The following is a 23,617-nucleotide window of genomic DNA, read 5'->3' as shown; positions in this document are numbered from 1 at the left end:
GGGCGGGTGCGGGCGGGTGCGGGCGGATGCGGGGTGGGGTGGGGGCCGCAGGGGTGCAAGCGAGGAGCGGAGGGGGTGCAAGCCGAGGAGCAGAAACGACAATCCGCTCATATGGTGATGATCCGGGCGCATGATCCACCCGTGAACCACCGGACCGACGAGCGGAGGCCGTGCGATGGCGCAGGCGCACCCGCCGGGCGGACCCGCCCGCGCCGCCCGGCGCCGCCGGGTCCGCGGGCCCGTCAGGGCGCTGCTCGCGATGTTGCTCACGGCCCTCGTGGCGGGCGGCGCCGTCCCCTATGTGGCCGGGCCCGGGCGCGCCTACCTCAGCTACCTCGTGCTCGCCGAGCAGGAGAACGCCTCCGGCGCGGACCGGGCCGCGGCGGAGAGCCGGGCCGCGGGCGGGCAGGTGGTGCAGGCGTACCCGCAGATCGGGGCCGTCCTCGCGTACGCGACCGGGGGATTCGCCGACAAGGTGCGGGCCAGGCCCGGAATCACCGCCGTCGGCGCGACCCGGACCGCACCGGTCGTGGCGCCGCCCCGCGCGGTGGAGGGAGCCGGGGACTTCTCGGCGGGCGCGCCGCGCGGCGGGCGCTGGTTCGCCGGCGCCGACCGGGCCGGCGTCGACCGGGGGGACGGCGACCGGGGGGACGGCGAGACCTCCACCGTGCCCGACCCGGCCGAGGGCGGTGCCTGGAACCTCGCCATGCTCGGCGCCACCGCGGCCCGGGCCGGCGACGCCTCCCTCGCGCCGAACGGTGCCACCGCGAGCGGCGTGCCGGGCCCGGAGGCACTGCACCGGGTGCTGGTGGCGGTGCTGGACTCCGGTGTCGACGACACCCACCCCGACCTGCGCGGCGCCGTCGACCCGAAGGCCTCCGCCTCCTGCGCCGACGGCCGGCCCGACGCCCGGACCGGCGCCTGGCGGCCCGACCCCGGGGTGGGCGAGAGCGGCCACGGCACCCATGTCGCCGGGATCGTCGGCGCCGCCCGGGACGGCCGCGGCGTCACCGGGGTCGCGCCGGGCGTGCGGATCGCCGCCGTCCGGCTGCTCGGCCCGCTCGGGCAGTACTACGCCGAGAACATCGTCTGCGGCCTGCTCTGGGCGGCCGACCACGGCGCCAAGGCCGTCAACAACAGCTACTTCGCCGACCCGTGGAAGTACAACTGCCCCGAGGACCGGGACCAGGCCGCGCTGATCGCCGCCGTCGACCGGGCCGCCGGATACGCCCGGCGCAAGGGCGCGGTGGTGGTCGCCTCGGCGGGCAACGACGGACAGGACCTCGGCGCCCCGCGGACCGACGAACGCAGCCCCAACGACCGGGTTTCCGGCCCGCCGACCACCCGCCACCTGGGCACCGAGTGCGTCCGGCTGCCCGGCGAACTGCCCGGTGTCGTCACCGTCACCGCCGTCGACCGGGACGGCCACCCGTCCGCCTACTCCAACTACGGGCGCGGCCGGGTCTCGCTGGCCGCCCCCGGCGGCGACCCGGACGGCGGATCGCAGGGCGCGATCGTCTCGGACTGGCCCGGCGGGCAGTACGCCGCCCTGGCCGGCACCTCGATGGCCGCCGCGCACGTGACCGGCGCGGTCGCCGTGGCGGCGGCGCTGCACCCGGACCTCGGCTCCGACGGGCTGGCGGCGCTGCTCGCGAACGCGGCGGCGGCCGGCTGCCCGCCGGGGCCCCGCGCCTGCGGGGACCGGCAGTACCTCGGGGCCGGGCTGCTCGCGCTGCCGCACTGAGCGGGCGCCGCCGTCCGGGGCCGGGCGGCGTGGAGACCGGGTGACGGGGCGTCGCACCCCAGCTCGCCGACAGGGCGGGGACCGAACCCGGGGCAACGGGTGGTTCGGGGGCGCGCGCACCCCGTCCGGGATACTTGAGACATGAGGCTGACGGAGTTCTGGCGACGGATGTACGCGCATTTCGGCGAGTCGTACGCGGAGTCGTTCGCGACCGACCACGTGATGACCGAGCTGGGCGGGCGGACGGTGCGGCAGGCGCTGGAGGCGGGCTGGGAGGCCAAGGACGTCTGGCGCGTGGTCTGTGAGACCCAGGGGGTCTCGACGCTGCTGCGCTGAGTGCGGGTGCGGGTGCGGGTGCCGTGCCGGTGCGGCTGCCGGTTCCGGGGCCGGCGCCGGTGCCGAGTCGGCTGATGGCGTCCCGGTGAAATGGGACAGACTGTCCGGGTGGCGAGCAGCGCAGAACAGACGAATTCGGACAGGGCGGTGCAGGCCGCCGACGGTGACGGCGCGCGGGCCGACGACGCGCCGGGCGGGGGCGGCGTGCTGTGGGGCGGGGGCATGCCGCGTTGGCTGCCCCGCGCGATGGTGCTGTTCCTGGTCCTGGTCGGCCTCTTCCAGCTCGCCGACTGGGCCTTCCGGCAGCTGATCGACCTGTTCGTGATGCTGCTGGTGGCGTTCTTCCTCTCGCTCGCCCTGGAGCCGGCCGTGGACCGGATGGCGGCGCGCGGGGTGCGCCGGGGCGTCGGCACCTTCCTGGTGTTCGTCGCGGTCGGGGTCGCGGTGCTGGGCTTCCTCGCGGCACTCGGCACGCTGCTGGTCGACCAGGTGGCGAAGATCGCCGGGGACCTGCCGCACCTGGTGGACAACCTGATCGACTGGATCAACCGGACCTTCCACCAGGACCTGTCGCTGGGCGAGCTGCAGAAGAAGCTGCTCAAGGACTCCGGCACCATGGAGAACTACGCCCAGCAGGCCGCCGACAACATCTGGGGCGTCTCCTCCACCGTGATCGGCGGGCTCTTCCAGGCCTTCACGGTCGGACTGTTCACCTTCTACTTCACCGCCGAGGGCCCCCGGGTGCGCCGGACGGTCTGCTCGCTGCTGCCGCCCGCCAAGCAGGCCGAGGTGCTGCGGGCCTGGGAGATCGCGCTCGCCAAGACCGGCGGCTACCTCTACTCGCGGGCGCTGCTCGCGGTGGCGTCGGCCGCCGGACACTGGGTCATGTTCGAACTGCTGGACCTGCCGTACGCGGCGGCGCTGGCGGTCTGGGTCGGCGTCATGTCGCAGTTCGTGCCGACCATCGGGACGTACCTGGCCGGGGCGCTGCCGGTGCTGGTGGCGCTGACCGTGGAGCCGGTGGACGCGCTCTGGGTGCTGGTCTTCGTGGTGGTCTACCAGCAGGTCGAGAACTACCTGCTGCACCCGAGGATCACCGCGCGGACGGTGGACGTGCACCCTGCGGTGGCCTTCGGCTCGGTGATCGCGGGCGCGGCCCTGCTCGGGGCGGTCGGCGCGCTGATCGCGATCCCGGCGGCGGCGACCCTGCAGGGCTTCGTCGGGACGTACGTGCGGCGGTACGAGGTGGCGACGGATCCCCGGATCGACCGGGGTGAGCAGCGGCGGGCCCGGCGGGAGCTGCGCCGGGAGGCGGCGCGGCGGCTGCGGCGGATGGTCGGCGGCGACGGTAAGTGAGGCGGGGGAGGGCCGGGCCGCCACCCGGGCCCTCCCCCCGACCGCCCTGCCGTGACGGGACGCGGCGCGGACGTGCGACGCTTGAATCGAACAGATGTTCTTTGTACTCTCCGGCGAGGAGTTTTCCACAGGACGAGCCCGGTCGGACTCGTTTGTCAGTGGGACGCGCTAGCGTCGATGACGATGAAGCGCACAGCACAGAACCCGAGGGAAAAAGCCATGGCAGGTACGGACCGCGAGAAGGCCCTTGAGACGGCGCTCGCCCAGATCGAGCGGCAGTTCGGCAAGGGCTCGGTGATGCGCTTGGGCGAGAAGGCCAACGAGCCCGTCGAGGTGATCTCCACCGGGTCCACCGCCCTGGATGTCGCCCTCGGGGTCGGCGGCATCCCGCGCGGCAGGGTGGTCGAGATCTACGGCCCCGAGTCGTCCGGAAAGACCACCCTGACCCTGCACCTGGCGGCCAACGCCCAGAAGGCCGGCGGCACGGTCGCCTTCGTCGACGCGGAGCACGCGCTCGACCCGGAGTACGCCAAGAAGCTCGGCGTGGACACCGACGCCCTGCTGGTCAGCCAGCCGGACACCGGTGAACAGGCGCTGGAGATCACCGACATGCTGATCCGCTCCGGCGCGATCGACCTGGTGATCATCGACTCGGTCGCGGCGCTCGTCCCGCGCGCCGAGATCGAGGGCGAGATGGGCGACTCGCACGTCGGTCTGCAGGCCCGGCTGATGAGCCAGGCGCTGCGCAAGATCGCCGGCGCGCTGAACCAGTCGAACACCACCGCGATCTTCATCAACCAGCTGCGCGAGAAGATCGGTGTGATGTTCGGCTCGCCGGAGACCACGACCGGTGGCCGGGCGCTGAAGTTCTACGCCTCGGTCCGCCTGGACATCCGCCGGATCGAGACCCTGAAGGACGGCACCGAGGCGGTCGGCAACCGCACTCGCGTCAAGGTGGTCAAGAACAAGGTCGCCGCGCCGTTCAAGCAGGCCGAGTTCGACATCCTCTACGGCGTGGGCATCAGCCGCGAGGGCGGCCTGATCGACATGGGCGTCGAGCACGGGTTCATCCGCAAGTCCGGCGCCTGGTACACCTACGAGGGCGACCAGCTCGGCCAGGGCAAGGAGAACGCCCGCAACTTCCTGCGGGACAACCCGCAGCTCGCCGACGAGATCGAGCGGAAGATCAAGGGCAAGCTCGGCATCGGCCCGAAGGTCGAGGAGCCGGCCGAGGGCGAGGCGGACGCGCCTGCCGCCGACGGCACGGCCAAGCCGATCACCGCGACCGTCGCCAAGACGGCCGCGGCGAAGAAGACGGCGGCGGCCAAGGCCTGAACCGTTGACGCAGTACGACACGACGGGCGGCGGCCCGGTGGGCCCGGAGGACGACGACTACGGGCCGCCGGACTGGTTCGCCGCGGTCGCGGAGGAGCCGGAGGCGGCGTCCGAGCCTCCTGCGCCGTCGCGGCCGCTCCGGGGGCGGCGGGAGCGCTCGTCCGCCCCGCAGTCGACATCCGGCCAGGGGCCGGAGTTCGACCGGGCACCGGCCCGGGTGCGGCGCGGCGCGGCGCCCGGGCCGGCGCCGGCGGAGGTCTCGGTCGATGCGCTCGGCCTGGTCTCCGCCTCCGAACTGCCCGCCGGCCGCCGACGACGGCGCTCGGCCGTGGCGGCGGAGGAGTTCGAAACCGGCGGGCCCGCGTCCCTACCGCTGTCCGGGGAACGCGGCCGGACCGCGGACGAGGCGGCCGGTCACGGGGGTGTGGCCGCCTCGACCCCCCGAGCCGGCGCTCGCCGCGGCCGCGCACGGCGCGGGCGCACCGCCGACGGGCCGTTCGGAGAAAGGCCGTTCAGCGAAGAACGGCGCGCCGACGGGTTGCCCGCCGACGGACTGCCCGCCGACGGACTACACGGCGAGGCCCCGCCCGGCGAGGGCGGGAGGGCCGACCGGAGCTCCCGGAAGCGGGCCGAGGAGTCGGTCGATCCGGAGACCCGCGCCCGGGACATCTGCCTGCGGCTGCTGACCGGCGCCGCCAAGTCCCGCAAGCAGCTCGCCGATGCCCTGCGCAAACGGGAGATCCCGGAGGAAGTCGCCGAGGAGGTGCTCACCCGGCTCGAAGAGGTCGGGCTGATCGACGATGCGGCCTTCGCCGCGGCCTGGGTGGAGTCCCGGCACGCCGTCCGGGGCCTGTCCCGGCGGGCGCTGGCCCAGGAGCTGCGCACCAAGGGGGTGGCCGCCGACCTGGTCGAGCAGGCCGTCGCCCAGCTGGACCACGACGACGAGACGGACGCGGCCCGGGCGCTGGTCGAGCGCAAGCTGAGGTCCACCCGGGGGCTGGATCCGCAGGTCCGCATGCGGCGGCTGGTCGGGATGCTGGCCCGGCGCGGGTACTCCGAGGGGCTGGCGTTCCGGGTGGTGCGCGCTGTGCTGGAGGAAGAGACGAGCGGGCTGTGGGGAGCCGAGGAGGAGTAGGGGCGGTTCCGTTGTTGCCCTCCTCCCGGCGTCCACGGCGCTCGCGGCGCTAGCCTGGCCGGCCGTCGGACGGCTCCGGGCGGCCCGACGGCGCGCGCCGGCCGAGACCGAGCAGGCCCGTCGGCAGGCCGAGGAGCAGACCGCCCGGCAGCGGGCCGAACCGCCCCGCCGCGCGGAGGACCCGGCCGAGGAACTGCGTCGGCGCCGCCGCCGGGAGGACGAACCGGCCGAACACTCCGCAGAGTTGGAGCGTGCTCGGGGCGAGGCCGCGGCACTGGTGGCCCGCCGGGTGGTGGCGCTGGAACGAGCCGCCGGGCTCCCCGCCGAACAGGCGCGCGCCGAACTCCTGGGCGAGATCCAGGGCTTGGCGCGGCGGGAGGCCGTGGTCACCGTCCGGGAGGTCGAGCGGGAGGCCAAGGAGGAGGGCGAGCGCCGGGCCCGGTCCGTCCTCGCCGGGGCGATCCAGTGGCTGGCGACGGAGCAGACCGCGGACACCGCCGGCACCGTCCGCCGGGGTGGCGCGGCGCCCGGCGCCGGCTCGGAGTGCGGACCTTTACGGCGCGTGCTGGTCGGCGCGCACGGGTGCGCCGTCGGGTGCGCCTTCGGAGGCCGGGTCGGGGGCCGGGTCGAGCGTGGCCGGGCCGCCGCGGGCGCGGTCGGCGAGGGCGAGGAGGTCTTCGGCGACGGCGCCCTGGGTGACGCCGACCAGGTGGCCGTCGGGGCGGATCAGCAGGACGGTGTGCGGGCCGGCGCCCGGGTAGTCCTCGGTGACCAGGACCTCGGCGGGCACCGGCAGGGCGGCCGCGACCTCGGCGAGCCGGGGCATCAGGCCCGCGCCGAGCCAGTGCTCGGATGACCAGACGGCGGTGCCGGGCGCGACCAGCAGCAGGAGGAAGGTGGCACCGAGGCGGGCGTGCAGGTGGTCGGGGGTGCCGTCGGTGGCGAGCACGGGTAGGTCCGGGACGAGCACGCCGGGCGCGGTGGCGGGCAGTTGTTCGCTGAGCGAGGTGACGCCGCGCGAGCCGCGTTGCACCGGGACGCGCCCGGGGACGCCGGAGGGCGCCGCCGGGTAGGCCGGGGCGCCGCCGAAGCGGCCGGTGCCGAGTTGGCCGTCGGCGAGCAGCGGGGCGTGCTTGCGGAAGCCGCCGACGAGCAGCGAACGCCGGGTCTGCTGCCAGCCGCGCAGTGGGCGCAGCAGCGGCATGGACTGGTCGACCGCGCGCAGCCGGGCGCCGACCGCGCCGCGCCGTTCGACCTCGTAGCCGTCGAGCAGCGAGCCGCCGGGCTGGGGGCCGCCGGAGTGGAGGTGCCAGGCGAGGGCGAGCCGCCAGGCGAGGTTGTCGGCGTCGCGCAGCCCGTCGGCGAGGTTCTGCATGCCGAGCGCGCCGTGCAGGTGGGCGGCGTCGCCGGCCAGGAAGCAGCGGCCGACCCGGAACCGGGCGGCGAGGCGCTGCTGGGCGGTGTGGTCGGCGGCGGCGAGCAGTTCGAAGCGGGGGAGTTCGCCGCACCAGCCGGTGAGGGTGGAGGTGACCCGGGTGAGCAGGGTGTCGCCGGTGACGATGCCGGGCCAGGTGGCGTGCGGGTCGACCGGCTCGGTGGGGGCGGGGCGGCCGGGGGGCAGTCGCCAGTCGAGCCGCCAGACGCCGTCCGGCAGCGGGCGGGCGGTGGCTTCGCGGTCGCCGCGCCACGGGGGTTCGCGGTGCAGTCGGGCGCCGTCGAAGGGCAGGTCGACCCGGACGGTCGCGATGGCGTTGCGGTCGACCGCGGGGCGGCCGGGGAAGCGGATCCGCAGGAGCTTGCGGACGGCGGATCTGGCGCCGTCGCAGCCGACCAGGTGGCTGCCGCGCCACCAGGTGGTGGAGCCGTCCTGGGTGCCCGTGGTGCGGACGCTGACGCCGTCCCGGTCCTGTTCGAGTTCGACGACCCGGTGGAGCGGGACCAGTCTGATCAGCGGGGTGCCCGTCAGGGCGTCGCGCAGGCCGCGCTGGAGGCGGTGCTGGGGGAGGTGGAAGGTGGGCGAGTCGGCGAGGTCGATCCGCAGCACCTCCTGGCGGCGCCGCCAGATGGCGAAGGACTCCCACAGGGCGGAGTCGGAGACGGCCCGCGGGTAGCCGATCCGGGTCAGGAAGGCGGTGGCGTCGGCGCCGAGGACGAGGCTGCGGGGGCCTTCGGGGCAGAGCCCGGAGCCCTCGTCCAGGACGATGGTCGGCACCTCGTGCCGGGCGAGGGCGAGGGCCAGGGCCAGACCGACCGGTCCGGCCCCGACCACGATCACCGGGTCCATGACGGGACCTCCGGGCACGAACCGGCCGATCGGCCGGCGTCGGTTACCGCTGCCGCATATGCCGCGTGGATGCTCCCGGGAGGTGTCACGAAGAGCAATGCAACAGTTCGCCTGCGTGTCCGTCAAGCAGCAGCTGAAGTGCGCCGGTTCGCGCCGCGACGGCCGCGTGCTTCGATCCAGCGCGCGAGCGCGGTCAGCAGCAGGCACATGGCGATGTAGATCGGGCCGATCACGATCACCACGGGGATGTAGGGAAAACCGGCGTCGTTGATCGGCTGGCTGGCGATCTTCTTGCCCATGAACAGCAGCTCGTTGTAGGTGATGATGTAGCCGAGCGAAGTGTCCTTGAGGGTGACGACCAGCTGGCCGATCATCGAGGGGAGCATCGAGCGGACGGCCTGCGGCACCAGGATGCCGGCCATGACCTGGGTCTTGCGCATCCCGAGGGCGTACGCCGCCTCGCCCTGGCCGCGCGGGACGGCGTTGACGCCGCTGCGGATGATCTCGGCCTGGACCGAGCCGTTGTAGAGGGTGAGGCCGAGCACCAGGGCCCACATCGGGTCCTTGGCGAAGAACGAGTAGTAGAGCGCGACGATCAGGATCAGCAGCGGCATCGCCCGGAAGAACTGGACGACGGCGGCGCAGAGCCAGCGGACCGGCCGGTGGTCGGAGAGCTGGCCGGCGGCGAGCAGTGCGCCCAGCGTGAGCGAGAACACCGCCGCCAGGCCGAAGGCCTTGAGGGTGGAGACCAGGCCGTCCACGATCATCTGCTGGACGGCGGTGTACTGGAACGCGTCCCACATCTGCGCGTCGAACTGGCCGTTGTCGGCGAGCGCGGTGAAGACGTACCAGAGCAGTCCGACGACGCCGAGCAGCGAGAGGGCGCCGAACAGCCGGTACCGGGCGCGGGCCTTCGGGCCGGGGGTGTCGTAGAGGACGCCGGCCGTCGCCGGGCGGTTGAAGAGACTCGTGCGGCCGCTCATGCGCCCACCTCCGCTGCGCTCGCTCATCGGGCCACCGCCAGTCGGGATTCGAGGAAGCGGAAGAACGTGGCGATCGTCGCGCTGATCAGCAGGTAGGCGCAGGCCACCCAGAAGAAGATCGCGAAGATCGAGTAGCCGCGCTCGGAGAAGGTCTGCTGGGAGCTGTACAGCTCGGCGACGCTGAACGCGCCGGCGATCGCCGAGTTCCTCGGCAGGGCGATGAACACGCTGCTCATCGGGGCCAGGACGGTGCGGGCGGCCTGCGGCAGGATGACCAGGGTGAGGGTCTGGCCGAAGGTCATGCCGAGGCTCCGGGCGGCCTCCGCCTGGCCGAGCGGCACGGTGTTGATGCCGGAGCGGATCACCTCGCAGACGAACGAGGCGGTGTACCCGCCGAGTGCCAGCACCGCGAAGACCAGGTGGCTGAAGTGCACGCCGAGCGGCGGCAGGCCGAAGGTGACGGCGAAGAACAGCAGGGTCAGGGGGGTGTTGCGGAAGAGCGTCACCCAGGTGGTGCCGAAGGCGCGCAGGACCGGCACCGGGGAGACCCGGAAGGCCGCCAGCAGGGTGCCCAGCAGCAGGGCGAGCAGAGCGCTGAGCGCGCTCAGCTCGATCGTCTGCAGGAAGCCGTCGCGGAACAACGCGAAGTTGTCGTCCTCGAACAGGAACCCCATCAGGCGGCCCTCCTCTCAATAACGGTCAGGAATGGTGCGGTGGGCGGATCAGTAGCGGTCGAGGGCCGGGACGTCGGGCGCGGGGGAGCCGGAGGCGCCGAGCGTGGCGTCGTAGGCCTTCTTCCAGTCGCCGTTGTCCTCGTGGGCCTTGAGGGCGTCGCTGATGGCGTTGCGCAGGACGGAGTCGTCCTTGTTGAGGCCGACGCCGTAGTTCTCCTTGGTGAAGGGCTTGCCGACGACCTTGAGCTTGCCGGCGTACTTGGAGGCGTAGCCCTTGAGGATGGCGTCGTCGGTGGTGACGGCGTCGACCTCGCCGGAGATGAGCTTCTCGACGCAGGCCGAGTAGGTGTCGAACTGCGTGATCTTCGGGTTGTACTGCTGGATGTTCTTGATCGAGGTGGAGCCGGTGGCGGTGCAGACGTTCTTGCCGCCCACGCTCTCCGGGCCGGTGATCGAGGTGTTGTCCTGCTTCACCAGCAGGTCCTGGCCGGCGATGTAGTACGGGCCCGCGAAGGAGACGGTCTTCTTGCGCTCGTCGTTGATGCTGTAGGTGCCGACGTAGAAGTCGATCTGGCCCTTGGCGATGGCCGGCTCGCGCTGCGAGGAGACCAGGGTCTGCCACTTGATCTGCTGCGGGGTGAAGCCGAGGTCGGCGGCGATCATCTTGGCGATCTCGATGTCGAAGCCGCTGCGGTCGCCGGTGGCGACGTCCTCCCAGCCGAGGTTCGGCTGGTCGGCCTTGGCGCCGATGATCAGCTGACCGCGCTTCTTGGCCTCGGCGATGATCGAGGAGTCGATCTTGGCGTCGGTCTTGACCGTGTAGGTCGGCAGCTTGGGGGCGTTGCCGGAGGTGGGGGCGGCGCCGGGGGTGCCGTCCTTGCCGCAGGCGGCGGTGGCGGTGAGCGCGACGGCACAGAGCGCGACGGCGAGGGTGCGGGAAGTCCTCATGAGGGCTGTTCTCCTGGGGCTGGGCCGCGGCGTCAACCGGGCTCTGGCTTCTGGAAGTCGTGCGGGGGCAGGGCCGCTCGGCACCGTTGCCGGAGGCGGCCCGCGTGGTATCGAAGCGTCAGTGGTGCAGGATCTTCGAGAGGAAGTCCTTGGCCCGGTCCGAACGCGGCGCGGTGAAGAAGGCGTCCGGGGTGTTCTGCTCGACGATCCTGCCGTCGGCCATGAACAGCACGCGGTTGGCGGCGGAGCGGGCGAAGCCCATCTCGTGGGTGACCACGACCATCGTCATGCCGTCCGCGGCGAGTTGGCGCATGACCTCCAGCACCTCGTTGACCATCTCCGGGTCGAGCGCCGAGGTGGGCTCGTCGAAGAGCATCACCTTGGGCTTCATCGCCAGCGCCCGGGCGATCGCCACGCGCTGCTGCTGGCCGCCGGAGAGCTGGGCCGGGTACTTGTCCGCCTGGGCGCCGACGCCGACGCGCTCCAGCAGCTCGCGGGCGGTCTTCTCGGCCTGCGGGCGGGGCAACTTGCGCACCTTCACCTGGCCGATGACCACGTTCTCCAGCACGGTCTTGTGCGCGAACAGGTTGAAGCTCTGGAACACCATGCCGACCTCGGCGCGCAGCCGGGCCAGTTCCTTGCCCTCGGCGGGCAGCGGCCGGCCGTCGATGGTGATCGTGCCGGAGTCGATGCTCTCCAGCCGGTTGATCGTCCGGCAGAGCGTGGACTTGCCCGAGCCGGAGGGGCCGATCACCACGACCACCTCGCCCTGGGCGATCCGGAGGTCGATGTCCTGCAGTACGTGCAGCGCGCCGTAGTGCTTGTTGACGTTGCCCAGCACGACCAGCGGGGCGGCTGCGGGGGTGGAGTCCTCGATGGGGCTCTCGGTCATCGCGCCTGCTCCCTCTGTGTTGGATCGCGCCTACCGGAGAATTCCCAACTCCCTTGGCAGGCAATGGTGGTACGAATCCGGGAGCCGCGACCGGCGGAGCCGCAGCCCCCGGTGGGCCGACCATAGGAGCCGTGACCGGGCGCCGTCAGCCGATCTGAGCGGAACTTGAGGATCACGAAACGGCCACACGACGGGCGCGTGCTGTTCGCAAGGGCGCCGACGGGGCATGTCACAGCGGGAATCCGCGCCGGTGCCGAACCTCCCCCACGAGCCCGGTGCGCGGTCCAGCCTGGCGTCCGGCCGCGCACTGGCCCATACTGCGCAGGAACGGGGCCCGACCGTTCAGACCGGTGATCGCCAGTGATCACCAGTGATCACGTGGGGGAAGGAGGAGAACAGGATGCGACTTCTGCTCGTCGAGGACGACGAACGCGTGGCCGCCGCGCTGGTCGCGGTCCTGGGCCGGCACGGCTTCCAGGTCCGGCACGCCCGCAGCGGGCACGAGGCGCTGGACGCCCTGGTGCCGGACGGCAACGAGCCGTACCGGGTGGTGCTGCTCGACCTCGGGCTGCCCGACCGAGACGGCTTCGAGGTGTGCAGCCGGATCAGGGCCGGCAGCGGCGTGCCGGTGATCATGGTCACCGCCCGCGCCGACGTCCGCTCCCGGATCCACGGCCTCAACCTGGGCGCCGACGACTACGTCACCAAGCCGTACGACATGGGCGAGCTGCTCGCCCGCATCCACGCCGTGGCCCGCCGCGGCGCCGCCCCCTCCTCGGCGTCCGTGCCCGAGCCCGACGCCGTACCGCAGCAGCGCGGCCCGCTGGAGTCCCGCGGCATCCGGATCGACCGGGAGCGCCGCCGGGTCAGCGTGGACGGCCGCGACGTGCCGCTCACCCGCAAGGAGTTCGACCTGCTCGCCCTGCTCGCCCAGAGCCCCGGCGTGGTCTACCGGCGCGAGCAGATCTTCAGCGAGGTCTGGCGCAGCGGCTGGGAGGGCAACGGGCGCACCCTCGAGGTGCACATCGGCTCGCTGCGCAACAAGCTCGCCCTGCCCGGCCTGGTCGAGGCCGTCCGCGGCGTCGGCTACCGCCTGATCCCCGAGTGCCCGGCGCCCGCCGCGGCGGACCCGGCCCCGAACGCCCCCGCGGAGCACTGACCGCACGTGCGCACCCGCCTGCTCGGCATCCTGATCGCCCTCATGCTCTGCGTCCTGGCCGCCCTGGGGCTGCCGCTCGCGGCGGCGGTCGCGGCCGCCGAGCAGAGCCGGGTGGTCGTCGACCGGCTCGACGACGCCGCCCGCTTCGCCCAGGACCTGCCCACCTCCGGCGCCGCCGACTCCGCCCGCAAGGGCGAACCGGAGCCCGCCCCCGGTGACCTCAGCCGGCAGCACGCCATCGACGCCGAGGTCCGCCGCTACTACGACCTGTACGGCGTGCGCCTGGGCATCTTCCAGCGCGACGGCCTGCCGATCGCGGCCGCGCCCGCCGACTGGCGGGTGCCCACCGGCGGCTGGGGCGCCCAGGCCTTCCAGGAGGCGCTGGACGGGCGGCGCAGCCACAACCCGCCGCAGGTCTGGCCGTGGACACCGGACCGGACGATCACCGTCGCCGCCCCCGTGGTGCGCGACGGCGACGTGGTCGCCGTGGTGCTCAGCGAGTCCCCGACCGGGGCGCTGCGCACCCGGGTGCTGCACAAGTGGCTGGTGCTCGTCGCGGGCGAGGCCGCCGCGATGATCGTCGCCGTGCTGCTGGCCGTCCGGCTCACCGAGTGGGTGCTGCGCCCGGTGCGCACCCTGGACCGCGCCACCCACGACATAGCCACCGGCCGGATGGCCGCCCGGGTCGCCCCCGGCGGCGGACCGCCCGAACTGCAGCGGCTGGCACGCTCGTTCAACGAGATGGCGGACCACGTGGTGCTCGCGATGGACCAGCAGAAGGCCTTCGTCGCGGACGCCTCGCACCAACTGCGCAACCCGCTCTCGGCGCTGCTGCTGCGGGTCGAGGTGCTCGGCCTGGAGCTGCCCGAGGGACACGAGGAGGAGCTCAGCGGCGTCCGGGAGGAGGGCACCCGGCTGGCCCGGGTGCTGGACGACCTGCTCGGGCTCGCCACCGCCGAGCACGCCCGCCCCGAGCCGGAGCGCACCGACCTCGCCCAGCTCACCCTGGCCCGGGTGGACGCCTGGCGGCCGGTCGCCGAGCAGCGCGGGATCCGGCTGCGCTGGGACGGCCCGGCGATGGCGGTCGGCATGGCCGACCCGATCGGCTTCGGCTCGGCCCTGGACGCCGTGGTGGACAACGCGCTCAAGTTCAGCCCGGCCGGCAGCGAGGTACGGCTGCGGGTCGCGGTGCGCCACGACGAGGTCATGGTGACCGTCACCGACGCCGGGCCCGGGCTCGCCGAGGACGAGCTGTCCCGGGCCGGCGACCGGTTCTGGCGCAGCCCGAGGCACCAGAACGTGGACGGCTCCGGGCTCGGCCTGTCCATCGCCCGCACCCTGCTCGCGGCCGGCGGCGGCTCGCTCGGCTTCGCGCCGGTGAAGCCGACCGGCCTCGCGGTGACGCTGGCGGTGCCGAGGGCGGAGAGCTGACGCCGGCGCGCTCGGGAGCCGCGTACCGGGAGCCGGCGGCGTCGCGTGCCGGGGCCGGGTGCCGCGTACCGGGAGCCGGCGTCGTGTGCCGGGTGCCGGGTGTCGCGTGCCGCGTCCGGAGCGGCGGCGAGGACGGGCCCTACGGCTTCACCGAGCGGTAGTAGCGCGCCGCGCCGGTGTGCAGCGGGAGCGGGTCGGTGTAGACGGCGGTGCGCAGGTCGACCAGCTGGGCGGCGTGCACCTGGGCGCCGATCTGGTCCCGGCTGTCGATCACCGCGCGGGTCATGCCCTCGACCAGGGCCGGGTCCACGTCGTCCCGGGTGATCAGCAGGTTGGGCACGGCCACCGTGGCGACGGCGTCCTTGGGCTCGGCGTTCGGGTAGGTGCCCTTGGGCATGGTCGCCGCCCGGTACGCGTCGGTGCCGCCGCCCTCGGCCTTATGCAGGGCTTCGGAGAGGTCGCCCAGCGGCACGACCCGGATCTTCATGTGCTCGGAGAGGTCGGTGAGCGCGCTGGTGGGCAGGCCGCCGGACCAGAAGAACGCGTCCAGTCTGCCCTCGCGCAGCTGGTCGGCGGCATCGCCCACACCCGCCGAGACCGGCACGATGTCGCGGTCCGGATCCAGCCCGGCCGCCGCCAGCAGCCGCTTGGTCACCAGGTTCACCCCGGACTGCGGCAGGCCGACGCCGACCCGCAGGCCCTTGAGGTCCGCGGTGCGGCGCACCGGGGAGGAGGCCGGGACGACGAGCTGCAGGTAGTCGTCGTACAGCCGGGCGATCGCCCGCAGCCGGTCCTTGCCGGGGCTCTGGTAATCGGCGACCGCGTCGGCGGTGGCGATCGCGAAGGTGTCCTGGCCGGTGATCACCCGGGTGAGGTTGTCTATCGAGCCCTCGGAGTTGTCCAGGGCCAGCCGCACCCCCGGCATCGCCCCCGAGACGTGCGCCTGCAGCAGCTGCCCGTACCGGTCGTAGACGCCGCGCTGCACGCCGGTGGCGAAGCGGACCTCCCCGCGCGGGTACCCGGGCGAGCGGCCCGCCGACAGCCACCAGCCGCCCAGGCCGGCGACCAGCAGCACCGCCACCAGCACCGCCCGCCACAGTGGGCTGCGGGCCGCGGTGCGGACGGCGGCGCCGAGACGGGACGCGGTGGTGGGGGCCATGCAGGGATACTGCCAGGCGCTCCGGCGGAACGGGAGGGGAACGGGGCGTGGAAGCCACGGGAAAAGGGCTTCGCGGCTGCCCGTACCCTGGTCTGGTGAGCGGTGAGAGCGGATTGAAGAGCTACAAGGTCGTCACGCACGGCTGTCAGATGAACGTCCACGACTCCGAGCGGCTGTCCGGGCTGCTGGAGGAGGCGGGCTACGTCAAGGCCGGCCCCGAGGGCGACCCGGACCTGGTGGTGTTCAACACCTGCGCGGTGCGCGAGAACGCCGACAACAAGCTGTACGGCAACCTCGGCCAGCTGGCGCCGGTCAAGAGCCGCCACCAGGGCATGCAGATCGCCGTCGGCGGCTGCCTGGCCCAGAAGGACCGCGACAGCATCGTCAAGCGCGCCCCCTGGGTCGACGTGGTGTTCGGCACCCACAACATCGGGCACCTGCCGGCCCTGCTGGAGCGGGCCGCGATCGAGCGGAAGGCCCAGGTCGAGATCCTGGAGTCGCTGGAGACCTTCCCCTCCACCCTGCCGACCCGCCGCGACTCCGCGTACGCCGCCTGGGTCTCGATCTCGGTCGGCTGCAACAACACCTGCACGTTCTGCATCGTCCCCGCGCTGCGCGGCAAGGAGGAGGACCGGCGCCCCGGCGACGTCCTCGCCGAGATCGAGGCGCTGGTGGACGAGGGCGTCATCGAGGTGACCCTGCTCGGCCAGAACGTCAACGCCTACGGCTCCGACCTCGGCGACCGCGAGGCCTTCTCCAAGCTGCTGCGCGCCGCCGGCCAGGTCGACGGCCTGGAGCGTATCCGCTTCACCTCGCCGCACCCGCGCGACTTCACCGACGACGTGATCGCCGCGATGGCCGAGACCCCGGCCGTGATGCACCAGCTGCACATGCCGCTGCAGTCCGGCTCCGACCGGGTGCTCAAGGCGATGCGCCGCTCCTACCGGCAGGACCGCTTCCTCGGGATCATCAGGAAGGTCCGCGAGGCGATGCCGGACGCGGCGATCTCCACCGACATCATCGTCGGCTTCCCCGGCGAGACTGAGGAGGACTTCGAGGAGACGATGCACGTCGTCCGCGAGGCCCGCTTCACCAACGCCTTCACCTTCCAGTACTCCAAGCGCCCCGGCACCCCGGCGGCGGAGATGGCCGACCAGGTGCCGAAGGAGGTCGTCCAGGCGCGGTACGACCGGCTGATCGCGCTCCAGGAGGAGATCTCCTGGGAGGAGAACAAGAAGCAGGTCGGCCGCACCCTGGAGATCCTGGTCGCCGAGGGTGAGGGCAAGAAGGACGACAAGACCCGGCGGCTCTCCGGGCGGGCGCCCGACAACCGCCTGGTGCACTTCGGCAAGCCGGACGAGCCGGTGCGCCCGGGCGACATGGTGACCGTCGAGATCACCTACGCCGCCCCGCACCACCTGCTCGCCGAGGGCCCGGCGCTCTCGGTGCGCCGCACCCGGGCCGGCGACGCCTGGGAGAGGCGCCAGGCCAAGCCCGCCGCCAAGCCGGCCGGCGTGATGCTCGGCCTGCCGTCCGTCGGCGCCCCGGCCGTGCTGCCGGCGGCCGCCCCGGCCGGCGGTGCCTGCTGCGGGGACTGACGCACGCGTTCCGGGCGGCCCGGCGGGAGCTTCGGCTCCGGCCGGGCCGCCCGTCTTCCCGGCTAGAGTGATCCACATGCTGGTAGCCGCCGCCGTGTGCCCCTGTCCGCCGCTGCTCGTCCCCGAGGTCGCCGCCGGCGCGGCCGCCGAACTGGACGCGCTGCGCGCCGCCTGCGACGAGGCGCTGGCGGCGCTGGTCGCGGCCGGGCCGCAGCTGGTGGTGGTGGTCGGCACCGGCCCGCAGGCCGAGGTGTGGACCGAGGGCGGGGCCGGCTCCTTCGGGCGCTACGGCGTGCCGCTCGTCGTCAAGCTGCCCGGCGGCCGGGTCGAGGGGCCGGAACTGGCGCCCTCGCTGACCGTCGGCGCCTGGCTGCTGGAACGCGCCGGGGTGACCCTGCCGACGCACGCCTGCGCGGTGCCCGCCGACGCCCCCGCCGACCGGATGCGCGGCCTCGGCCAGGGCCTGGCCGGCCTCGCCGACCGGGTCGCCCTGCTGGTGCTCGGCGACGGCAGCGCCTGCCGCACGGTGAAGGCGCCCGGCTACCTGGACGAGCGGGCCGAGGGCTTCGACGCCGAGGTCGCCGCCGCGCTGGGCGCGGCCGACCTGCCCGCCCTCGCCGCGCTGGACGCGGGCCTGGCCGCCGAACTCAAGGCCGAGGGCCGCGCGCCCTGGCAGGTGCTGGCCGGTGCCGCGGAGGGCGCCGGCCTCGCCGGGCGGCTGGCCTACCAGGACGCGCCGTACGGGGTCGGGTACTTCGTGGCGTCCTGGTCCTGACCCGGGGGACGGCCGGGTCGGGAGCCCGGGCGGCTGGGGCCGCGGGGTCGGGAGCCGGGGCGGCTAGGGCCGCGGGGTGGGGCCGTTGCCGCCGGCCGGGCCCTCGTGGTCCGGCTTCGGCTTGTGGGCGAAGTCGCCGACCGCGTCCTTGGCCTTGGCGGCGCCGTGCTCGATCCGGTCGCTGTACTTGCCCTTGGTCGCCTTGTCGATCGCGCCCCCGGCCTTGTCGACGATGGTGTCGATCTGGTCGCTGTGCTTGCCGGCCAGTTCGCCGGCCTTCTCCTTGAGCTCCTCGGCCTTGCCCTTGAGGTTGTCCATCAGACCCATGGCGGCCCACCCTTCCCTGTCGTCCGTCCGTCCCCGTCTCCCGGACAACGTCCGGGCCCGGCGAAGCGTTCGCAGGCCGGGCGCCGACCGGGGAAGCGGCCGGACGCGGCTGCGGAGACAGTCATATCGTCCCGCAGGGACGGGCCGGCGGCAGCCCGTTCTCCGTTGCGGCGGCGGTTTTGCGAGACTGGAGCGGTGAGCAGCTCCCTTACCCCGCCCGTCGCCCCTCCCCGGGTGGTCTGCGTCGTCGGCGCGACCGCCGCCGGCAAGTCCGACCTGGCCGTCGCCCTCGCCCGCAGCCTCGACGGCGAGGTGATCAACACCGACTCGATGCAGCTGTACCGGGGCATGGACATCGGCACCGCCAAGCTCACCGTGGCCGAACGCGGCGGAGTGCCGCACCACCTGCTGGACGTCTGGGACGTCACCGAGGCCGCCAGCGTGGCCGAGTACCAGCGGCTGGCCCGGGCCGAGATCGACCGGCTGCTGGCCGCCGGCCGCACGCCCGTCCTGGTCGGCGGCTCCGGGCTGTACGTCCGGGCGGCGATCGACGAGATGGAGTTCCCCGGCACCGACCCGGCGGTGCGGGCCCGGCTGGAGGCCGAGCTGGAGGAGGTCGGGCCGTCCGTGCTGCACCGGCGGCTGGCCGGACTGGACCCGGCGGCCGCCGAGGCGATCCTGGTGGGCAACGGGCGGCGGATCGTCCGCGCGCTGGAGGTCATCGAGATCACCGGGCAGCCGTTCACCGCCAACCTGCCGACGAACACCGCCGTGTACGAGGCGGTGCAGATCGGCGTCGCCGTGCCGCGCCCCGAGCTGGACGAGCGGATCACGCTGCGGGTCGACCGGATGTGGGAGGCCGGGCTGCCGGAGGAGGTCCGGGAGCTGGAGAAGGCCGGACTGCGCGAGGGGCGGACCGCCTCGCGGGCGCTCGGCTACCAGCAGGTGCTCGACCACTTCGCCGGCGAGTGCACGGAGGACGAGGCGCGGGCCGAGACCGTCCGGGCCACCAAGCGCTTCGCCCGCCGTCAGGAGTCCTGGTTCCGCCGGGACGACCGGATCCACTGGCTGTCCCGGCCGGCCGGCACCGACCCCGTCGAGCTGCTGGAACGGTCCCTCGAACTGATCGGACGTCAGGGGGTTCCGGCCGCGTAGAACGGGTTCCGGCCATTTCGGCGGTGCACCTGCGCGCGCAGGTGACCGTGCAGGACGAACCGGCGGTCACGGCCGGATCACGTGATGGCCACGGATCACCCGTCGACCCGGGTCAGGCCCTGAACGCCCGTCTGGACATGCCATCATCGAAGGCAGAGCGGTCGGCCGAACGGGTCGGCCGTGCCCGGCCGCGAGTGCGCTCGTGTCGAACTGTCAGGGGAGGCCGCGTGTCGACGGGTACCGGCCCCGAATCCGGTCAGAGCGGGAGCGTCACCGCCCCGGCCGAGGAGTTCGACGAGTCGACGATGGGCGACCTCCCGGTGCTGACCGGGCTGGAGGCGCCGACCTCCTACGCGCTCGCCATGCCCGCCCTGGACACCCGCACCCCGCCCGGGGGCGCCGTGCACGAGCGGGAGATCCGTCCGCTGCGCCGGCTGCGCTGGTGGCAGACCCTGCCGATCGCCCTGCTGGGCACCGTCGGCTCGCTGATGTTCGCCTTCCCGCTCGCCTTCGGCTCGGCCGGGGCCCGCGCCACCATGGTCGGCATGCTCGGCCTGCTGCTCACCGCCGCCTCCATGGGCTGGGGCGCGATGGCCGCCCGGCACGCCGGCTACAAGTGGCCGGGACTGCCGCGCCGGGGCTCCGGGCAGCGGGCCGGCTGGAAGGCGATCGCGGTCTACACCCTGGTCGCGCTGGCCGCCTGCGCGCTCGCGGTCTGGCGGGTCGCCTACCTGCGGTAGGCCCTCAGTACCATCGGGAGGGTGAGCGCATCCTCTTCCTTCGCCTCCCCGCAGGGCGGCATCCCCTTCTTCAAGGGGCACGGCACCCAGAACGACTTCGTCATCGTCCCCGACCCGGACGGAACGCTGGAGATCGGCCCCGAGGCCGTCGCCGCGCTGTGCGACCGGCGGGCCGGCATCGGCGGGGACGGACTGCTGCGCGTGGTGCGCGCGGCCGCCGATCCGGCCGCCGCGGGGATGGCCGACCGCGCCGAGTGGTTCATGGACTACCGCAACTCCGACGGCAGCATCGCCGAGATGTGCGGGAACGGCCTGCGGGTGTTCGCCCGCTTCCTGGTCGAGACCGGCCTGGCCGCGCCCGGGGGGCTGGCGGTCGCCACCCGGTCCGGGGTGCTCACCGCCCACGTCGCGCCGGCCGCCGAGGACGGCACGCCCGGCGACATCACCATCGACATGGGCCGCGCCCGGCTGCCCGGCCCGGACGGCATCGAGGTCGCGGTCGGCGAGCGCCGCTGGCCGGCGCTGAACGTCAACATGGGCAATCCGCACGCGGTGGCCTTCGTGGAGAGCCTGGACCACGCGGGCGAGCTGCGGACCGCGCCGCTCACCAGCCCCGAGGGCGTCTACCCCGAGGGCGTCAACGTCGAGTTCGTGGTGGACCGCGGGCCGCGGCACGTCGCGATGCGGGTGCACGAGCGCGGCTCGGGCGAGACCCGCTCCTGCGGCACCGGTGCCTGCGCCGTCGCGGTGGCCGCGATCCGCCGGGACGGCGCCGACCCGGCGGTCACCGGCGAGCCCGCCGCCTACACCGTGGACCTGCTGGGCGGCCGACTGGTCATCACCGAGCACCCGGACGGCCGGGTGGAGATGGCCGGGCCCGCGGTGATCGTGGCCGAAGGGCGGCTCGACGAGCGCTGGTGGGCCTCGCTGAGCCGGAGCTGACGGCGCCGTTTGCCCATTTCGTACGGCGACGAATCCCCCCGATCGGGTGATAACGGTCGCGGACGGGATCCATGGCGTCGCGGAACGTGCTCTGCTCGGTAGCATGGACCACCGGGTCACCCCACGGGGAGGGGCAGCACCCGGCGACCGTTGCCGGAGGTGCCGATGACCATCGAAGCCGGGCAGTCCCTGACGGGGCAGCCGACGACCGTACGGCAGGGAGGGGCCAGGAGGCCCCTCGGAGAGCTCGGCCGGGCCGCCCTCGGCCGGGCCGGGCGGGCGGCGTTACTGGCCACCGGCCGACCGCTCGTGCCGGACGCCCTGGAACCGCTCGTCCGGGTCCACCGCCTGCACCATCCGCAGGCCGACCTCGGCCTGCTCGCCCGCGCCTACCGGCTCGCCGAGGCCAGCCACCGCGGCCAGAAGCGCAAGAGCGGCGAGCCGTACATCACCCACCCGCTGGCCGTCACCATGATCCTGGCCCAACTCGGCGCCGGGACTACCACCTTGGTCGCCTCACTGCTCCACGACACCGTCGAGGACACCGAGTTGACCCTGGAGCAGGTGGGCGCCGGATTCGGGCCCGAAGTCGCCTACCTGGTCGACGGGGTGACGAAATTGGAGAAGGTCGACTTCGGCGCCGCAGCCGAGGCCGAGACCTTCCGCAAGATGCTGGTCGCCACCGGGGACGACGTCCGGGTGATGGTGATCAAGCTGGCGGACCGGCTGCACAACATGCGCACCATCCGGCACATGAAGCCGGCCAGCCAGGTGCGGATCGCCAAGGTCACCCGCGACGTGCTGATCCCGCTCGCCGAACGGCTCGGCATCCAGGTGCTCAAGGCGGAGCTGGAGGACATCGTCTTCGCCACCCTGCACCCCGAGGAGTACGCCCGCACCCGCGCCCTGACGGCCTGCCACGAGGCCGAGCCGGACACCCTGCTGGAGCCCTTCGCCCGGCGGCTCGCCCGGCAGCTGGCCGAGGCCGGGGTGACCGCCGAGGTGACCGTACGGCCCCGGCACTGCGTGTCGCTGCACCGGGTGCTGCTCAAACGGGCCGGCGGCGGGCCCGGGCCGGACGGCGGACCCCGGGCGCCGCAGCCGGCCGACTTCGGGCGGCTGCTCGTGGTGGTCGAGGAGAACGCCGACTGCTACGCCGTGCTCGGCGAACTGCACACCTGCTGGACGCCGCTGCCCGGCGAGTTCAAGGACTTCGTCGCCGCGCCCAAGTTCAACCTCTACCAGTCGCTGCACACCGCGGTGGCGCTGGACGACGGCGCGGTGGTCGAGGTGCTGGTCCGCACCCGGCGGATGCACGAGGTCGCCGAGACCGGCGTCGTCGCGCTCGGCGACCCGTCCCCGGCCGCCGCCGCGCCGGACACCGACGACCTGGACCGCACCGACCCGGCCCGGCCCGGCTGGCTGAGCCGACTGCTGGAATGGCAGCAGGAGACGCCCGACCCGGACGCCTTCTGGTCCGCGCTCACCGCCGACCTGGCCGGCGACCGCGAGATCACCGTGGTGACCGAGAACGGCGAAACGCTTCAGCTGAGGGCCGGCGCCACCTGCGTGGACGCGGCCTACCTGCTCGGCGAGGAGACCGGCCACCGATGCGTCGGCGTCCGGGTCAACGGCCGGCTCAGCGCGCTGTCCACCGTCCTGGAGGACGGCGACCTGATCGAGGTGCTCACCGAGACCCTCCCCCCCGGCGGACAGCCCTCCGGCCCCGCCCCCGAATGGCTGGCCCACGCCCGCACCCCCGCCGCCCGACTCGCCATCGAACGCTGGCTGGCCGACCCGCCGGCCCGGCTGCCGGCCGTCCGCACCGGCCCGGCGGGCGCCCAGCCCGCCCCGCCCGGCCGCCGCCCCGCCGGGAAGCGGGCCGCCCCGGTCGCCGTCGCCGGACGCCCCGGGGCGACCGTACGGCTGGCGCGCTGCTGCACGCCGGTACCGCCGGACGAGGTGGCCGGCTACCCCATCCGCGGCGGCGCCGTGGCCGTCCACCGCACCGGCTGCCCGGCGGGGGAGCGGATGCGGGCGGACGGGCGGGACGCGCTGGAGGTCCGCTGGCAGCCGCAGGACGCGCCGGCCACCGGGCACCGGGCCACCCTGCGCGCCGAGGCGCTCAACCGGCCCCGGCTGCTCGCCGACCTCACCGCGGCGATCTCCGCCCAGGGCGTCGGCATCGTCGCGGCCGAGGTGGAGCCGCCGCAGGAGTCCAGGGTCCGGCACACCTACACCGTGGAACTGCCCGAGCCGGGCGCGCTGCGCGGGCTGATGCGGGCGATGCTCCGGGTCTCCGGGGTGTACGACGTGAGCCGGCCGCACGCCCCCGGGGACGGGCGCTAGCCGGCCTCCGTACGGCCGGCCCGGGGCGGTGCCGGCGAGCCTCCGTGCGGCCGGTCCGGGGGCGGGGCCGGCGGCCCCCGGCGCGGTGGCCCCGGGGAAAATGGGGATGACCGGCCCGCGCCCGGCGTGCGACCATCATGGGGAATTCACGGCCGGTCCGCGGCGTTCACAGGGCAGGAGCTCCGGTGGCACCCGGGGATCCGAGGGACAGCTCACCCCCGCCCGGACGGTAGCCGGGGCGGCAGCTGGGCACACTCCCCAGGGGACCGCACGAAAGGCCCCCGAAGGCCACCCG

Annotated in this window: 20 protein-coding genes and 1 pseudogene; 14 read left to right on the top strand and 7 right to left on the bottom strand. The window is 74.1% G+C overall.

The window, feature by feature from the left end:
- The first annotated feature begins 175 nt into the window (after positions 1-175).
- The 6 genes and pseudogenes from IF30_RS0118705 to IF30_RS50800 all read left to right on the top strand — a co-directional run.
- Positions 176-1,744: a S8 family serine peptidase gene (locus IF30_RS0118705; protein ID WP_051710572.1), complete on the top strand. Its 1,569-nt coding sequence runs from the start codon at positions 176-178 to the stop codon at positions 1,742-1,744.
- Between the two features lie 141 nt (positions 1,745-1,885).
- Positions 1,886-2,080 (top strand): DUF3046 domain-containing protein, encoded by a 195-nt coding sequence (locus IF30_RS0118700; RefSeq protein WP_030239438.1) that lies wholly within the window; start codon positions 1,886-1,888, stop codon positions 2,078-2,080.
- 222 nt (positions 2,081-2,302) lie between these two features.
- Complete coding sequence (locus IF30_RS0118695; protein WP_107054441.1) at positions 2,303-3,436, top strand: AI-2E family transporter; 1,134 nt, start codon at positions 2,303-2,305, stop codon at positions 3,434-3,436.
- A 219-nt stretch (positions 3,437-3,655) separates the two neighbouring features.
- Entirely contained in the window at positions 3,656-4,771 is a 1,116-nt protein-coding gene (gene recA, locus IF30_RS0118690) for a recombinase RecA (protein WP_030239432.1), read from the top strand.
- 4 nt (positions 4,772-4,775) lie between these two features.
- The gene (locus IF30_RS50805; protein WP_420791148.1) at positions 4,776-5,906 is read left to right on the top strand and encodes a RecX family transcriptional regulator; all 1,131 of its coding nucleotides are present in this window, start codon (positions 4,776-4,778) and stop codon (positions 5,904-5,906) included.
- Positions 5,857-6,327, top strand: a pseudogene (locus IF30_RS50800) (hypothetical protein); the annotation flags it as partial. The gene IF30_RS50805 and the pseudogene IF30_RS50800, both read left to right, overlap by 50 nt.
- A 132-nt stretch (positions 6,328-6,459) precedes the next feature.
- Here IF30_RS50800 and IF30_RS0118675 read toward each other — a convergent pair.
- The 5 genes from IF30_RS0118675 to IF30_RS0118655 all read right to left on the bottom strand — a co-directional run bounded on the left by IF30_RS0118675 (position 6,460) and on the right by IF30_RS0118655 (position 11,642).
- Complete coding sequence (locus tag IF30_RS0118675; protein ID WP_051710570.1) at positions 6,460-8,190, bottom strand: FAD-dependent monooxygenase; 1,731 nt, start codon at positions 8,188-8,190, stop codon at positions 6,460-6,462.
- A 122-nt stretch (positions 8,191-8,312) separates the two neighbouring features.
- Positions 8,313-9,173, bottom strand: coding sequence for an amino acid ABC transporter permease (locus tag IF30_RS0118670; protein ID WP_051710568.1), 861 nt, complete (start codon positions 9,171-9,173; stop codon positions 8,313-8,315).
- Positions 9,174-9,196: 23 nt separating this feature from the next.
- Positions 9,197-9,847, bottom strand: coding sequence for an amino acid ABC transporter permease (locus tag IF30_RS0118665; protein WP_030239420.1), 651 nt, complete (start codon positions 9,845-9,847; stop codon positions 9,197-9,199).
- Positions 9,848-9,895: 48 nt separating this feature from the next.
- A complete protein-coding gene (locus IF30_RS0118660) occupies positions 9,896-10,795 on the bottom strand; it encodes a glutamate ABC transporter substrate-binding protein (RefSeq protein ID WP_030239418.1) in 900 nt (299 codons plus the stop codon).
- A gap of 118 nt (positions 10,796-10,913) precedes the next feature.
- On the bottom strand, positions 10,914-11,642 hold the full coding sequence (locus tag IF30_RS0118655; protein WP_234322751.1) for an amino acid ABC transporter ATP-binding protein: 729 nt from the start codon (positions 11,640-11,642) through the stop codon (positions 10,914-10,916).
- Positions 11,643-12,087: 445 nt separating this feature from the next.
- Here IF30_RS0118655 and IF30_RS0118650 point away from each other — a divergent pair, with 445 nt between their 5' ends.
- Complete coding sequence (locus IF30_RS0118650) at positions 12,088-12,846, top strand: response regulator transcription factor (RefSeq protein WP_030239411.1); 759 nt, start codon at positions 12,088-12,090, stop codon at positions 12,844-12,846.
- 6 nt (positions 12,847-12,852) lie between these two features.
- On the top strand, positions 12,853-14,277 hold the full coding sequence (locus IF30_RS0118645; RefSeq protein WP_030239409.1) for a sensor histidine kinase: 1,425 nt from the start codon (positions 12,853-12,855) through the stop codon (positions 14,275-14,277).
- 139 nt (positions 14,278-14,416) lie between these two features.
- On the opposite strand, the gene IF30_RS0118640 is transcribed toward IF30_RS0118645, so the two are convergent.
- Positions 14,417-15,436 carry a TAXI family TRAP transporter solute-binding subunit gene (locus IF30_RS0118640; protein WP_078891495.1) on the bottom strand — a complete coding sequence of 340 codons (1,020 nt, stop codon included), beginning with the start codon at positions 15,434-15,436 and terminating at the stop codon, positions 14,417-14,419.
- A gap of 95 nt (positions 15,437-15,531) precedes the next feature.
- Here IF30_RS0118640 and miaB point away from each other — a divergent pair, with 95 nt between their 5' ends.
- Both miaB and IF30_RS0118630 read left to right on the top strand, forming a co-directional pair.
- Positions 15,532-17,034 (top strand): tRNA (N6-isopentenyl adenosine(37)-C2)-methylthiotransferase MiaB, encoded by a 1,503-nt coding sequence (gene miaB, locus IF30_RS0118635; protein ID WP_030239404.1) that lies wholly within the window; start codon positions 15,532-15,534, stop codon positions 17,032-17,034.
- Positions 17,035-17,110: 76 nt separating this feature from the next.
- The gene (locus IF30_RS0118630; protein ID WP_030239401.1) at positions 17,111-17,809 is read left to right on the top strand and encodes a hypothetical protein; all 699 of its coding nucleotides are present in this window, start codon (positions 17,111-17,113) and stop codon (positions 17,807-17,809) included.
- A gap of 63 nt (positions 17,810-17,872) precedes the next feature.
- On the opposite strand, the gene IF30_RS0118625 is transcribed toward IF30_RS0118630, so the two are convergent.
- Positions 17,873-18,136 carry an antitoxin gene (locus tag IF30_RS0118625; RefSeq protein ID WP_030239398.1) on the bottom strand — a complete coding sequence of 88 codons (264 nt, stop codon included), beginning with the start codon at positions 18,134-18,136 and terminating at the stop codon, positions 17,873-17,875.
- A gap of 195 nt (positions 18,137-18,331) precedes the next feature.
- On the opposite strand from IF30_RS0118625, the gene miaA reads away from it, so the two are divergent.
- From miaA to IF30_RS0118605, 4 genes are all read left to right on the top strand, one after another.
- The gene (miaA, locus tag IF30_RS0118620; RefSeq protein WP_030239395.1) at positions 18,332-19,291 is read left to right on the top strand and encodes a tRNA (adenosine(37)-N6)-dimethylallyltransferase MiaA; all 960 of its coding nucleotides are present in this window, start codon (positions 18,332-18,334) and stop codon (positions 19,289-19,291) included.
- A gap of 227 nt (positions 19,292-19,518) precedes the next feature.
- Positions 19,519-20,031 (top strand): hypothetical protein, encoded by a 513-nt coding sequence (locus IF30_RS0118615; RefSeq protein ID WP_030239393.1) that lies wholly within the window; start codon positions 19,519-19,521, stop codon positions 20,029-20,031.
- Between the two features lie 21 nt (positions 20,032-20,052).
- Positions 20,053-20,973, top strand: a complete 921-nt coding sequence (gene dapF, locus IF30_RS0118610) for a diaminopimelate epimerase (RefSeq protein WP_051710566.1) — start codon at positions 20,053-20,055, stop codon at positions 20,971-20,973.
- 165 nt (positions 20,974-21,138) lie between these two features.
- Positions 21,139-23,322 carry a RelA/SpoT family protein gene (locus IF30_RS0118605; protein WP_037900422.1) on the top strand — a complete coding sequence of 728 codons (2,184 nt, stop codon included), beginning with the start codon at positions 21,139-21,141 and terminating at the stop codon, positions 23,320-23,322.
- Positions 23,323-23,617: the final 295 nt, after the last annotated feature.

The sequence above is a fragment of the Streptomyces sp. NRRL S-350 genome (assembly GCF_000719705.1).
Taxonomy (GTDB): Bacteria; Actinomycetota; Actinomycetes; order Streptomycetales; family Streptomycetaceae; genus Kitasatospora.
This window is presented reverse-complemented; position numbering and strand designations above follow the sequence as displayed.

What these genes read in the sequence shown, in the direction of transcription:
- IF30_RS0118705 (WP_051710572.1), top strand. Translation starts at nt 176, where the DNA reads ATGGCGCAGGCGCACCCGCCGGGCGGACCCGCCCGCGCCGCCCGGCGC.
- IF30_RS0118700 (WP_030239438.1), top strand. Translation starts at nt 1,886, where the DNA reads ATGAGGCTGACGGAGTTCTGGCGACGGATGTACGCGCATTTCGGCGAG.
- IF30_RS0118695 (WP_107054441.1), top strand. Translation starts at nt 2,303, where the DNA reads ATGCCGCGTTGGCTGCCCCGCGCGATGGTGCTGTTCCTGGTCCTGGTC.
- recA (WP_030239432.1), top strand. Translation starts at nt 3,656, where the DNA reads ATGGCAGGTACGGACCGCGAGAAGGCCCTTGAGACGGCGCTCGCCCAG.
- IF30_RS0118675 (WP_051710570.1), bottom strand. Translation starts at nt 8,190, where the DNA reads ATGGACCCGGTGATCGTGGTCGGGGCCGGACCGGTCGGTCTGGCCCTG.
- IF30_RS0118670 (WP_051710568.1), bottom strand. Translation starts at nt 9,173, where the DNA reads ATGAGCGGCCGCACGAGTCTCTTCAACCGCCCGGCGACGGCCGGCGTC.
- IF30_RS0118665 (WP_030239420.1), bottom strand. Translation starts at nt 9,847, where the DNA reads ATGGGGTTCCTGTTCGAGGACGACAACTTCGCGTTGTTCCGCGACGGC.
- IF30_RS0118660 (WP_030239418.1), bottom strand. Translation starts at nt 10,795, where the DNA reads ATGAGGACTTCCCGCACCCTCGCCGTCGCGCTCTGTGCCGTCGCGCTC.
- IF30_RS0118650 (WP_030239411.1), top strand. Translation starts at nt 12,088, where the DNA reads ATGCGACTTCTGCTCGTCGAGGACGACGAACGCGTGGCCGCCGCGCTG.
- IF30_RS0118640 (WP_078891495.1), bottom strand. Translation starts at nt 15,436, where the DNA reads ATGGCCCCCACCACCGCGTCCCGTCTCGGCGCCGCCGTCCGCACCGCG.
- IF30_RS0118630 (WP_030239401.1), top strand. Translation starts at nt 17,111, where the DNA reads ATGCTGGTAGCCGCCGCCGTGTGCCCCTGTCCGCCGCTGCTCGTCCCC.
- IF30_RS0118625 (WP_030239398.1), bottom strand. Translation starts at nt 18,136, where the DNA reads ATGGGTCTGATGGACAACCTCAAGGGCAAGGCCGAGGAGCTCAAGGAG.
- IF30_RS0118605 (WP_037900422.1), top strand. Translation starts at nt 21,139, where the DNA reads ATGACCATCGAAGCCGGGCAGTCCCTGACGGGGCAGCCGACGACCGTA.